At 49.4% G+C, this 12995-nt stretch carries 13 protein-coding genes; 6 read left to right on the top strand and 7 right to left on the bottom strand.

Features of this window, described 5'->3' with window-relative positions:
• Positions 1 to 37: 37 nt before the first annotated feature.
• On the top strand, positions 38 to 556 hold the full coding sequence (speG, locus tag QGP82_RS06715) for a spermidine N1-acetyltransferase (protein ID WP_163665278.1): 519 nt from the start codon (positions 38 to 40) through the stop codon (positions 554 to 556).
• A 19-nt stretch (positions 557 to 575) separates the two neighbouring features.
• Here speG and QGP82_RS06710 read toward each other — a convergent pair whose 3' ends face one another.
• The 4 genes from QGP82_RS06710 to QGP82_RS06695 form a co-directional block, all read right to left on the bottom strand.
• A complete protein-coding gene (locus QGP82_RS06710; RefSeq protein WP_499057958.1) occupies positions 576 to 2390 on the bottom strand; it encodes a cellulase family glycosylhydrolase in 1815 nt (604 codons plus the stop codon).
• A gap of 222 nt (positions 2391 to 2612) precedes the next feature.
• A complete protein-coding gene (locus QGP82_RS06705) occupies positions 2613 to 2870 on the bottom strand; it encodes a DUF2442 domain-containing protein (protein WP_499057956.1) in 258 nt (85 codons plus the stop codon).
• Positions 2842 to 3081, bottom strand: coding sequence for a DUF4160 domain-containing protein (locus QGP82_RS06700; protein ID WP_163665285.1), 240 nt, complete (start codon positions 3079 to 3081; stop codon positions 2842 to 2844). The genes QGP82_RS06705 and QGP82_RS06700 overlap by 29 nt, the downstream gene beginning before the upstream one ends.
• Before the next feature lie 126 nt (positions 3082 to 3207).
• Positions 3208 to 4710: a cobyric acid synthase gene (locus QGP82_RS06695; protein ID WP_499057954.1), complete on the bottom strand. Its 1503-nt coding sequence runs from the start codon at positions 4708 to 4710 to the stop codon at positions 3208 to 3210.
• A gap of 40 nt (positions 4711 to 4750) precedes the next feature.
• On the opposite strand from QGP82_RS06695, the gene cbiB reads away from it, so the two are divergent.
• The 4 genes from cbiB (at position 4751) to QGP82_RS06675 (ending at position 8697) form a co-directional block, all read left to right on the top strand.
• Entirely contained in the window at positions 4751 to 5728 is a 978-nt protein-coding gene (gene cbiB / locus QGP82_RS06690; protein ID WP_499058062.1) for an adenosylcobinamide-phosphate synthase CbiB, read from the top strand.
• A gap of 228 nt (positions 5729 to 5956) precedes the next feature.
• Positions 5957 to 6898, top strand: a complete 942-nt coding sequence (locus QGP82_RS06685) for a Fic family protein (RefSeq protein WP_499057952.1) — start codon at positions 5957 to 5959, stop codon at positions 6896 to 6898.
• A gap of 57 nt (positions 6899 to 6955) precedes the next feature.
• Positions 6956 to 8017 (top strand): threonine-phosphate decarboxylase CobD, encoded by a 1062-nt coding sequence (gene cobD / locus QGP82_RS06680; protein WP_499057950.1) that lies wholly within the window; start codon positions 6956 to 6958, stop codon positions 8015 to 8017.
• 74 nt (positions 8018 to 8091) lie between these two features.
• Positions 8092 to 8697 carry a precorrin-8X methylmutase gene (locus QGP82_RS06675; RefSeq protein WP_499057948.1) on the top strand — a complete coding sequence of 202 codons (606 nt, stop codon included), beginning with the start codon at positions 8092 to 8094 and terminating at the stop codon, positions 8695 to 8697.
• Between the two features lie 458 nt (positions 8698 to 9155).
• Here the strand turns inward: QGP82_RS06675 and cbiD are convergent, their stop codons facing one another.
• From cbiD to cobM, 3 genes are all read right to left on the bottom strand, one after another.
• Positions 9156 to 10313, bottom strand: coding sequence for a cobalt-precorrin-5B (C(1))-methyltransferase CbiD (gene cbiD / locus QGP82_RS06670; RefSeq protein ID WP_499057946.1), 1158 nt, complete (start codon positions 10311 to 10313; stop codon positions 9156 to 9158).
• A 235-nt stretch (positions 10314 to 10548) separates the two neighbouring features.
• The gene (locus QGP82_RS06665; RefSeq protein WP_499057944.1) at positions 10549 to 11280 is read right to left on the bottom strand and encodes a cobalt-precorrin-6A reductase; all 732 of its coding nucleotides are present in this window, start codon (positions 11278 to 11280) and stop codon (positions 10549 to 10551) included.
• A complete protein-coding gene (gene cobM, locus QGP82_RS06660; RefSeq protein WP_499057942.1) occupies positions 11277 to 12068 on the bottom strand; it encodes a precorrin-4 C(11)-methyltransferase in 792 nt (263 codons plus the stop codon). Before cobM ends, QGP82_RS06665 begins: the two co-directional genes overlap by 4 nt.
• 457 nt (positions 12069 to 12525) lie before the next feature.
• Here cobM and QGP82_RS06655 point away from each other — a divergent pair, with 457 nt between their 5' ends.
• Positions 12526 to 12981 (top strand): GNAT family N-acetyltransferase, encoded by a 456-nt coding sequence (locus QGP82_RS06655; RefSeq protein ID WP_163669167.1) that lies wholly within the window; start codon positions 12526 to 12528, stop codon positions 12979 to 12981.
• Positions 12982 to 12995 lie beyond the last annotated feature (14 nt).

Below are 12995 nucleotides of genomic sequence, written 5' to 3'. Positions count from 1 at the left end.
ATGGTTAGATAGACCTACCGTTAAGTTATGGAAAACCATGCCTGAACAATTAACATTACGTGCTCTAGAGAAAACAGACCTAGAATTTATTCATAAATTAAACAATAATCGAAATATAATGGCCTACTGGTTTGAGGAGCCGTATGAATCATTTGATGAATTGGAAGACTTATACAAAAAGCATATTCACGACAATACAGAAAGACGTTTCATTGCTGAAGATAGCGACGGCAATTCCATAGGGCTTGTAGAACTCCTGGAAATTGACTACATCCATAGAACATCAGAGTTCGCAATCATTATTTCACCGGGTTATCAAGGCAAAGGATTTGCGAGATCTCTGATTGCCCAAGCCTTAGATTATGCTTTCTCGATTCTCAACCTCAATAAAGTATATCTTCTTGTTGCAGTGGAAAATGAAAAAGCAATTTATCTCTATAATCAGTCAGGATTTACTGAAGAAGGTCGCTTGATCCAAGAAGTGTTTACAGGTGGAAAATATCGAGATGTTATCCGGATGTATATCTTGCAAGGCACATTTTTTAGTGCCCAGTAGTGCAAAATAAACGTTCTTTCTAGACGGGTAAACTAGGATCGAGAAAGCCAAAATGGGTAGCGGTCAAATCACCAGTGGTGACATTTTCCAACACGACTGAGGTGTTTGCATCAATCACAATGGCGGCATTACTCCCCCACTGTTGCAGCAAAGGTTGAACCTCACTGAAGGTAGAAACTCCCAAATCTAGTAATATCAGCCGATCAGCAGCGAGTTCAAAGTCTTTAACGAAGTCATTGCCAGCCGTAATAACAAACTGATCGTCACCAGCATTACCGACATAGAAATCATTATCTTCCTGCCCCCAAAGAATGTCATCACCGGCACCGCCAAAGAGGGCATCCTGGCCTAACGCGCCCAACAGCAAATCATTATCTGGTGTGCCGTAAACTTGTAAATCAGGATCATCAAAGTGGAAAGAGCTGGCACTGAGATGATTGATATCGATATTTTCCATTACGATTGAGGTGTTTGCATCAATCACAATGGCGGCATTATTTCCCCATTGTTGTAGTAAGGGCTGAACTTCACTGAAAGAAGAAATTCCCAAAGACTCTGAGAGCACTACAGTATCAGCACCTACCTCAAAATCTTTGACAAAGTCGTTGCCAGCCGTGAAGACAAATTGATCGTTGCCAGCACCACCAACATAAAAATCATCGCCACCAAACCCCCAGAGAATATCATCGCCTGCATGACCAAAAAGCTCATCCTGGCCTTGGGCACCAAACAATTGTTCATCATTACTGGGAGTCCCATGAATAGTTAACCCTGCATACTCCTGCAACACTCTGCCAGTTGGACGAATTAAACCATCGTCATTCAACAAACCATATCGATTTGTATTCCCAGAACTGGCTGGATCGTCAAACGGACGGTATGCGATCGCAACTTCCACATCATTCCATCCCTGAATTAACTCAAGGGCTGTTTCCATATAGTCGACCCGCAGCTCAGACGACACATCTCCCCAGCCATTACCAATCCGCCAGCCAAATTCCGTAATCCAGAGGGGCTGAGCAACCAAATTCCGCAATTGTTCCATGCCATATTGAAACGACCATAGCTGATCCAGGGTGGGCTGAGCAGTGGGTGCAAAGGTTGTATCCGGTGCCCAGGGAATCCCAGTGGAATCATTAGGACGGGTGTAGGGATGCACCGCCAGACCATCAAACATGGCCCCGGCATCGAGTAACGCCTGGACATACTGAAAATCGGTGCCCGCTACCGAACCACCCAATACGGTGACATTTGTATTGGCAGCGTTAGCAGCATTGTGAAGAGCAGTGTAGGCGGCATTCAATAATGGGGCATAATCACTGGCAAACCCTGTATCGATCAGAGCATAGGCCGTTTGGCCGTTGACGTCCCGGAGATCTGTGGCGGGATCAGCGCTACCCCAAAACTCAAACACATTGGGTTCATTCCAAATTTCCCAAGCTGTAATATTGTCGCGGACACTAGCCAATTGATTGTAGAAGTAAGCAACCGCATTCGCAAAATCATTCACATCTGCTGGCGGATGCCAAATGTCATCGTTAGGGTTGGGGCGCGCCCATTCAGGGGTTTGGGCAAATAACATAACAACCTGGACCCCATTGTCCTCAGCATACTGAATAGCGTCACGGACATCATTGATGTAGTTGTTATTCCATTGACCTTCTACAGGTTCTAGCTCATGCCAATCCCCTGGAAATCGAACCACATCCGAGCCTAGTCGAATGGCTTCATCAATGTAGTTCTTGAAGGTTTCAGCCCGAGATGAATTGTCATTAAGGTGGGAAGGGCCATCTGTAAATAATAAGTGGACCCCATATAAAGTATCGCTTGCCATGGCAATTTTATACTCCAAAAACCACTGGGTAGAACAATCTCAGCAATTTCATCTGTAATTCAACTGATGATTAGCGCCCAGCCTATGGTGACTAAGCCTACGATAGGCTACCCGGAAGATTTATGGATGGAACGTATCTGTATCCGAAGTTAGGTATAAAAACGGAGATTCTGTGATAAACAATGTTCAGATAAAATAAATATGATCTGGTGTCAGGGAACCTTACCTGGCTGGCGCAGGTGCACCACGCAACATTCCTGATGTACTTAGATCTTCATCAATCTCTTCCCAATGTAGACCATAGCCACCTCCACAAAGCTCCCATTTCTCTCGTTGTTCTGAAGTTGCCTTTAATAATCTTGGATACCACGCCAGTGGGACGACAATTGTTCGTCCATCCATGAGATCAACGCTAATTGTCTCTTCTGTAAATTGAACTGCTTTTACCCGCTCATCCACCTGAATTGCCGAAGTACCCATGCCAAGCCTCCAATAATTTTTCTTGATTTGCCTCAACAATGGCCTGTATTTTGCGTAACTCCTTTGGACTAAATCCAATGTTAGATGCTAGCTTGACAGACTCGATCCAGAACTTGGCTGATGAACTATCACGATCAATATGAGGTGGTTCATTAGGTTCATGGCTATAAAAGTAGAGCCGATAAGGCCCTACTCTCAAGATGGTCGGCATATTTCAGGGATATCACGCTTATTAAGCTTAGCAAATCAGGAGTGGTCTGTATATCTCAACGGTTTTGCCCATAGTGCCGCTCATCACTATCGGACATATTCGGACATATATTTTGTATTAGCTTCATCAGACCAGATCAACCCAATCGCGAATGAGGGCCATATCGCAGTATTCCTCCAGAGTGTCGGCCATCTGATCGTAGAGCTTAAATTGTTGTTGTTGCCAAGATATGGTGCCAGGTCGATAGTCTTGCACATGTGCCAGTTGGGCTAAAGCCTGGCGCATAGAGGTGGATTCAAACAATCCGTGGAGGTAGGTGCCCCATACGTGACTTTGGGTTGTCTCCCAGGTGTGGACGCAGTGATTGCCCTCGGGTCGCTGTGTTCCCTGCACTTCAATCTTTAGCAAGGGTGAAGCTGGAATATGGGAGGTCATTATCTGGGTTTGGCCCATGTGGATTTCGTAGGCTTGCCAGGTGTCTGTTGTGTTGTTATGGGTTGAGATCGCACTCACCTGCCGCACCTCTTTTTCAGCAATAAACTCAGTGGCAATGGGCAACAGCCCCAACCCTGGTACCTCCCCTGCTAGCCCCGCATAGCCATGGGGGTCCGAGAGAGACTGCCCCAGCATCTGATAACCGCCACAGATACCCACAATGGGAATACCCCGTTGAGCTGCCTGTTGAATCGCGATCGCTAATCCCGTCTTTCGTAGCCACTCCAGATCCTGCAGCGTGTTTTTGCTACCGGGGAGAATAATGGCCTGGGCATCCTTCAGGTCTTCTGGTGTGGTTACCCAACAGGTGCGAATCCCCGTATCCAACTGCCAGGGTTGACTATCCTGGGAATTCGACACCCGAGGAAACCGAATCCAGGCGAATTTTGCACCACTGCCAAATTCTTCTGCTTCTTTACATAGACTGTCTTCACTTTCTGGCTGCAGATGACCCCGGTAGGGCAACGTGCCCAGGTAAGGAAAATCCGGTAGGTGCTTAGCAAAATGTTCTCCTGCTGTATCAAATAAGCTGAGGTCGCCGCGAAACTTGTTAACGATAAACCCTAACCCCAGGGATTTTGCCGGTTCCGGTATCAAGGTGTGGGTGCCAATAATTTGGGAGAAAATGCCCCCCCGCTCAATGTCTCCCACCAATAGCCAGCGCCCCTGCAGGTATTGAATGGGCCGCAGGTTGACAATGTCTCGATGCATCAGGTTCAGCTCCACCGGGCTGCCCGCTCCTTCTAACAGCAAAACATCGCAGCGATCGCGCCAAGAGTCCAGGGTTTGCGCCACCACCTGCCAGATATCCTCAATGTGCTGGTAATAGTCCCCCGCCCGAATATGCTGCTTCGGCTGCCCCAGCAGTACCAGCTGAGACGTACCATTGCCCGAGGGTTTGAGCAACACCGGATTGTGCTCCGCCACCGGACGCACTCCACAGGCCGCCGCCTGGGCCGCTTGGGCCCGTCCAATTTCTCCCCCCTCCAGGGTGACGTAGGAATTATTGGACATATTCTGTGCCTTAAAGGGCACCACCTTTACCCCCTGTCGCCGTAGCCAGGCACCCAGGGCTGTAACAATCCAGCTTTTACCAGCATTAGACGATGTACCGAGGACGGAGAGTGATTTCATGGAGTGGATGGGTGATGGGGTGGATGGGTGAATGACTACTATGACTGAATTTGTGGATGGTTATGCGGCCATTGTGCTGATGGGGGCGGCAGGGCTGGATTTTCTAGTGGGGGACCCGTGGCACTGGCCTCACCCGGTGCAGGCGATGGGTTGGGTAATTCAGCGGTATACCAACCTGGCGTTTAAGGCTACGCAGTCGGCAACGGTGCTGAAGGGGCTGGGGGTGTTGCTGAGCGTTCTTTTGGTTGGGGGGAGTGCGATGGTGGGCTGGGGACTGGTTGCGATCTCACGGTGGTTCAATCCCTGGCTTGGCCTAAGTTTAGAAATAATCTTAGTCGCTTCCTGTTTTGCCGGACGCAGCCTGCGAGATGCAGCAGAAGATGTGCTCGCGCCGTTGCTACAGAACGATTTAGCCGAGGCTCGCCAGCGTATGAGCCGCTATGTCGGGCGCGATACTCAGGAGCTGGATCAAGCCGAAATCCTCAGAGCCGTGTTTGAAACTGTTGCCGAGAATAGCGTTGATGGCATTATGGGGCCTTTGTTCTATGCCCTAGTCGGAGCTGCCACCCCCCTGGGGGGTGCCTCCTTAGCCCTGGCCTATAAAGCTGCCAGCACCCTGGACTCCATGGTGGGCTATCGAGCAGCGCCCTATACCCACATTGGCTGGTGCAGCGCCAAGTTCGAAGATGTCTTAACCTGGTTGCCCTGTCGTTTAGCTGTGTTAACCCTGGCTCTAATTTCTAGAAAACCCCGAACCGTGATCGGCCTTTGTCGGAGAGATGCTGACGCCGACCCCAGCCCTAACTCCGGCTGGAGTGAATGTGCCTATGCCGCCAGCTTGGGGGTGCAGGTGGGGGGTAAAAACGTCTATAAAGGCGTGGTTAAGGTCAAACCCTTGATGGGCGACCCAGACCGTGAGATTACGCCCGATGTGGTTCGAGTGTGTTTACGATTAAATCGATTTTGTTTTTTGCTCTGGTTAGGGTTAGGAGCTTTAGGGATTCTCTTGATTTTCTAACAGCTGTTGAAAGGACACTAAGGCTTGCTACAAATGCTCACCACTAATGTATAAATAAGTAGAATTGAGCGCACTAATCGTTTCCAAGTGAATTCGCCAATGAGCAGTTTTCTAAGTGAGGATTTATCCATGAATATTTTTTACTGCTTGTAAGTAGACATTTAACTTGCCCCTAATAAGCCGATATTTAGAGTAGGCTGTGTTGCAAACGGATCGACAATTGAGCATATGTCATTCTGCGATCATGCTACTCGCTATAGTGAATTTATTGTTGCCTTAAAGGCGCGAAAAATTTGGGATGTGGGTACGCTGATCCAGCAAATGCTGGGGGACTTAGACAGTATGACGCTGGCTGAAAAATATGCCCAGGTGGATAAGCTCAAGGGCTGGCTCGATGGCTTTCGCCCCTTACAGTCTGCGATAGTGACTGAACTCAAACAACTGTTTGACGTCAGGTTTACTTACAATTCCAACGCCATTGAAGGCAATACCCTCACCCAAAGTGAAACGCAACTCGTTTTAGAAACAGGAATTACGGTGGGTGGGAAAACCTTACGCGAGCATTTGGAAGTGGTGGGTCATCAGGATGCCATTGACTATGTAGAGTCGTTAGCACAAAAAGATACAACTATTGGAGAATGGGAAATTCGGCAGATTCATAGTTTGTTGTTTAGCGTTATTGACCGTGCGGAAGCAGGCCGCTATCGGCAGTTAGATGTCAAGGCCGCTGGTACTGACTATGCCTATCCACCACACTATCTGTTGCCAGAGCTGATGACAGAGTTTGTTGAGTGGCTAAACTCAGAGCCAGCGAAGCAATTGCACCCGATCCAGTATGCGTCAGCAGCGCACTGTCGCTTTGTGGGAATTCATCCGTTTCGAGATGGCAATGGTCGCACGGGACGGCTATTAATGAATTTGTTGTTACTACGGCTGGGATATCCGGTAATCGTGATTCGTAACGATCAACGGCTGGTATACATCGAGGCATTGGTGCAGGCACAGCAGCAGGATAACTTAGCGGCATTTCAGGAGTTAATGCTGACATCGGCCCAGGAGTCTTTAATTGAGGTGTTAAGAATCGTTGTGACTGCACCAGAAAACCAGAATAAGGGTGAGGACTGTTACGATGAAATGCTTGCTTTTTTAGAGCAGGTCAAACCTGATTAACTATTCAGTGATTATCATTTTTTTATTGGCACCTCACAATAAGGGGTACTTCAATTAATGACTGTACGTCCTACCCATGGTGGTAATCGTAATTGGGCAGCTCAGCTTGCCAATTGCACACCGGAAGAGATTTTAGATTTTTCTGCCAGCATTAACCCGTTGGGACCGCCCCCATCCGTCTTGACAATACTGGCGGAGCAGTTGCAGCACCTAACGGCCTACCCTGACCCCAGATACCCTCAACTGCGGTCAGCCCTCAGTAACTTTCACCATTTGCCCATGGACTGGATCTTGCCCGGTAATGGAGCCGCAGAACTATTAACCTGGATGGGGCGAGAATTGGCCCAGTTAGATGCCACTTATCTGGTCACACCCGCATTTGCCGATTATCAACGGAGTCTCAGGGCTTTTAACGCCAGGATTGTTCCTGTGCCCATGGATCTAGCAGCAGTGCCCCCCCAGGCAAACATAACAGCATCGACTAACTGCGGCTTATTGTTGAACAATCCCCATAATCCTACGGGTACCCTCACACTGCGAAAAGATTTAATCCCTTATCTTGATCAATTTGCCCTGGTGGTGGTGGATGAAGCCTTTATGGACTTTTTGCCGCCGGAGCAGCAGCAAAGTGTATTGGATCTGGTGCCGGACTTTCCTAACTTAATTGTGTTGCGATCGCTAACCAAATTCTACAGTCTGCCGGGTCTACGGCTGGGCTATGCCGTGGGCCAGCCTGACTATCTAAAACGTTGGCAGCAGTGGCGGGATCCATGGCCTGTGAATACATTGGCTGAAGTGGCTGCGATCGCAGCCCTCCAAGACCATTCATTCCAGCAACAAACCTGGGACTGGTTGCCCCCTGCCCGCGATGCCCTTATTGCAGGGCTCCAAAAATTACCTGGACTTACCCCCTTAGTCGGTGCCGCTAATTTTCTCCTGGTCAAAACAGAGGTTCCTGGCACTCAATTACAAAAGGATTTACTTAAATCTCACAAAATTCTGATTCGCGACTGCCTTAGCTTTCCAGAACTCGGGGAGAATTATTTTCGCATTGCTGTTCGTCTTCCTGGAGAGAACGATCAATTATTAACCGCCCTTGCCCAGGCCTTACAACCTTAACCACGCGGGGACGTTGCATGCAACGGTCCCTACAACGCCCAAATTCCTCATCCTGCCGCCTTCGTCCTTTACCTATGCACCCGATCACCGTCGAAAGTTTTGCCATCATCGACCGAGAAATTGACCATCACAATTGGCCCCCTGAGGAATATGCCATTATCCGCCGGGCCATCCATTCCACCGCTGATTTTGAACTTCTAAACTTGTTTGAGTTCAGCGATGGTGCAGTGGCAGCAGGGATAGCGGCACTTCAGCAACGGCAACCCGTAATTGTCGATGTACGCATGGTGCAAATGGGCATCACAGGTGTTCTCAAGGGCATAGGGCATTCTTCTATCGCCTGTGCTCTGGATTATGTTCCAGAGGATTTTATGCCTAGTGCCGCCGTCACCACCCGCACGGCAGCGGGCATGTTGACCCTGACACAACAATACTCCACTGGCATTTTTGTTGTCGGTAATGCCCCTACAGCCCTACTTGCCCTAGTGGAACAAATTCGCAAAGGACGAGTAAAACCAGCCCTAGTAATCGGTGTACCTGTAGGCTTTGTTGCCGTTGAAGAAGCCAAACAGGCTCTAGCAGAGGTGCATGTGCCCCAGATTCAGGTGCGAGGACGTAAAGGAGGGTCTCCAGTGGCTGCTGCCATCGTTAATGCCCTGGCCTATTTATCCCAGGAGTGAACAATTTTTAATCAAACAATAGACGACAACCCTTGTAGGGGCAGGTCTTGTGCCTACCCTGGGACAACGTATGCCATTTCGCAACATTTCGTCAAACATTGAAAAGCAGACGACAACTCTTGTAGGGGCAGGTCTTGTGCCTGCCCTGGGACAACGTATGCCATTTAGCAACATTTCGTTAAATATAAATCCTGGTTGATTGCGCCAGATTGTCCAGGGTGGGCACTAGGCACCACCCCTACCAGGTTATCCATTCTTTTTCACAGATCATCTGAGAGATAGGCAAATTCCAAAAAACATTGAAAAATAGGCGACAATCCCGGTAGGGGCAGGTCTTGTACCTGCCCTGGGAAAACCTATATCATCCAACGGAATTTGTTATATATGATTCTGGTTGATTGCGCCAGATTGTCCAGGGTGGGCACTAGGCACCACCCCTACAGGGTTGTCCATTATTTTCAAAGATCATCCGAGAGATAGGAATTTAATTGTGTATCCTGGGCAATGATGTGGCCTTTGCGATCGCACAACACTGTCCCCACCTCCACCCGCACATTGGCATACTTCTGAATATACGCTTGAGCGCGATCGCTAATTTGCCTTGCCAACAACCCAAATACCGAATCAGCTAAACCCACTTCTATCAAAAGTTCATGGGCTGCTGCCGCCGTAGGAGATGCCAACACTGAACGAATTACCGCCAAACGATCCGTCGTTTCCGGAGTCTCCTCCACTTGTGCAATTGCCGCTGCCAGTATCGGTAGTTTGCCATCCGCCACATGACTCGACGTGTTGAAAATCCCCCCTGCCAACTTAACCAACTTGCCGTGATAACCCAGCAGCATTACAGATTTTGCACCCCGTAACCCTGCTTCCGCCAGCATTGGTCCCATCCAGTTACCCGTCTGCACAATATGTTGTGCGCCAATCCCCAACCGGTGGGCCGTATGCTGACCATTGTGACCAATACAAAACACCAGATGCGGTGTCGTCTGAACGGCCTTTTGCAAGCTAGCTCGATACTCTGCTAACTGGTCAGTGGACGAGTGAGGTTGAGAGATACCGCTGGTGCCCGCAAGGGCGAGTCCTTCCAAAATGCCAAAAGCTTCATTGGAGGTCCGTTGGGCCAACCGACGCCCTTCTGGCAAAATAATCCGCACCCTGGCCTGATACTGAGTTGGAATGAGAGGGCGAACATTCACATCAAACAGTTTACGAGCATAGGTATAGAAAGCAGGTTCTCCGGCGGCAGTGTGACCGATGCCTTCACCCGCTTCCAAGATCAGATTGTCTTCAGCATCTGCACCAATTTCTTCTAGATTTACCCAGGCCCAGATAGGGGTATCGCGGGTCAGGTCAAGATTATCGCCGGGGTCGCTAAGACAAATGCCAAGGGCCGTGGTGGAGTCGATGGTGGCTACTTGCTGGATTGTAACTTCAGCCTCACCTGGAGCCAAATCAAGGGTTACTTGTATCTCGTGTTCCTTGTCAGATAGTAGGGCCTTAGAAACCTGTTCTTCCTTTCCAAACTCTCCAGACTGAACAAGCAGATGGATGAGAGCAGCTTTAGCGGCAGCAACAGCAAAAACTGGCAGTGTATACCCGGCTCGGGCCATAGAATCTCCTTATAGATATCTCGTAGGGGCAGGTCTCGTGCCTGCCCTGGGATAACCTATGCCACCAACCAGAATTCGTATGTATGAGATCTTGGCTGATCGCGTATGGCATTACGGGGTAAGCATAGGGCATTACGGGGTAAGCACAAGGCATTACCCCTACAGAATTATTTAATTATCCTGGCTAATCGTGTGGGGTATCGCGGGGTAGGCACAAGGCACGACTCCTACGGGATCATGCATAGCAACAAAATTCAATGACCTCATCTAAATTATAGGTTTGTTGGGGATAAACTAATGCTGGCCGAGCAATGACCAATAGCCTCACTTCCAGGGCTTTGGCTGCGGCTAGTTTTACGGGGACTCCTCCTGGACCACCGCTGGCTTTGGTGACGACGGTATCCACTCCCAGACGCTGCCATAGGGTTTGTTCTGCTAGGGCATCGGTGGGGGAGCGATCGCAAATCAGCTGTTTTGGTTCAAACCCAATCTGGATGGCCTGAGCTTTAGCCGTTGGCAGAATTCTGGCCCAGAGGTAAGACCGCTGTTGCCAGGGCTGAAACCGATGTAGTGCTTTGATACCCAGGGTAAGGAGCACACGACGATTGTCCAGATATTGAGGTTGCAAAAGGGTCTCTAAATCAGGCACGGACTCCGCAGGTGGCTCTAGAGAACAGGCCTGGCGTTCAAACCGCAGGTAGGGCAAGCCGAGGGCCATGGCCTGTTTAGAAATTTCGGTGGCAAAGGGATGGGAGGCATCGACAATGGCACGAATGCGGTGCTGCCGAACCAAGGTTTGTATACTGGCCCAATCCAATGCCCCTGGCTGTATCTGACCAGGCAGCCCCTGATACAGCCGCCCTGCCGTAGGGGAAACGACGGTCACCAACCACGAAATCCCTTGCTGAGTGAGTCGCTGGGCAATGGCTCGACTTTCACTGGTGCCGCCGATTAGCCAAATGGTCACACCCTGGATAAATGGGGACGGAAGAGGTGGCTGTGGCCTGGATTATAGAGTTGCGATCGCGCTTCTTGGGCAGCCAAGGCCGGGCTAATCAGGTACATCACGGTGCGATCGTGGCCTGATTCCTGAGTCATGGTTGCCATGGTATCCAAACGCCCTACAAAAATCTCTTCATCGGGCCAGCCCAGGCGATAGCAAAGGGCAACAGGGGTTTCTGGTGGATAATGGGTCATTAGCTTATCCTGGGCGGCAGCGGCATGGCGAGCGCTGAGGTAAAGACACAGAGAAGCCCGGTGCGCGGCCAGGGAGGCCAGGTCCTCATCGCCTGGCACATTGGTACGGCCCTGCACTCGGGTAAGGATAATGCTCTGCACTAATTGAGGTACCGTTAGCTCCACCGCCAAACGTGCTGCTGCTAGCTGAAATGCACTGACCCCCGGCACAATTTCAAACGTTATCTGGTGCTTAAGCAAAAACGCCATCAGCTCATGGAGTGCCCCATAGAGACACGGATCGCCATCTTGCAATCGCACCACACGCTGGCCTTTGATCACCCGTTCTTGGAGCATTGGCAACCAGGTTTCTAAGGTATGGGATCGGGTATCGATGGTTTCCACCGTTGACTGACACCATTGCAGCATCTGTTCAGGTACCAGCGACCCAGTGTAGAAGACCGTATCTGCTGTCGCTAGGAGATTCTGACCGCGAACGGTAATTAGGTCTAGAGCACCGGGACCAGCCCCGATAATTTGGACTGGCGATTGTTGAGATGAAGGGATGGTCTGGGTCATAGGTTAAAAAACAAGGGTGGGTATGGGTTTTAGCGGTGAATTTGTTATGCAGTGGTAAGAGTGTTATTGTCCTGGGCAATCAGCTTACATCCAGTGCGGATAGCTGTTTTACTAGCAACCTGAGAAAGGTTAGTCGTGGGTTGATCCTCAGCATCGACAATGTCTTTATTCTATTGCCCAATGGAAAATAAAGGGCTAATGATTTGGGTTATGAGTATTTTTTGTTAGAAGACTGTTGTGCATCGTTGGTGCTGGAGTTTCATCGGGTCTCAGTGGAGATGGTTCACAGGCGCAAGAAAAGTACCCCTGTGGGTACTAAGATCAACAATCAGGTGGCAAATAAAATTCCGTTGCATGTTTTTCGCGCTGGCATCCGTATCTCATCCCGCCGCAGTTGCAACACGACCCACTCACGATCAACAGTAGTTGCAACTATAGCTGCTGGCGATTACCGATAATGATCAACATACGTTCTTATGAAGTTACAGATTGGTCCAGGCTGTGCGAAATCCATGATGCATCACGTGTCGATGAACTGACATTAACTGTTGGTATGGATGCGTTCCTGACCCTTGGGCAAACAGCCAAGGAGGAGGGCCTTTTTGATGGTCAACTCTTTGTTGCAGAGGTCGATAATGTTATCCAAGGGTTTGTTGCCTATACGAATGAAGAACTTACCTGGCTTTACGTTGATCCTAAATTTTATAGAAAAGGTGTGGGTCGTGCGTTAGTCCAACATGCTGTTGCAAACTCAGCACCAACTATGGCAATTGAATTGCTTGAAGGCAATACACCTGCACTGGAACTGTATCTTGCTGAAGGCTTTAAGGTCATAAAACGCATAGAAGGCCAGCTTGTAGGTAATGAAGAGTTTGCCGCAGTAGGTCTTGTTTTGAGACGTGAAGAGACTTGAGGGGCATCAGTCCG

The organism is Leptothoe sp. LEGE 181152 (assembly GCF_032906605.1).
GTDB lineage: Bacteria > Cyanobacteriota > Cyanobacteriia > Phormidesmidales > Phormidesmidaceae > Leptothoe > Leptothoe turfae.
Note: the sequence above shows the minus strand (reverse complement) of the source record. Positions and strands in the feature narration are given on the sequence as shown.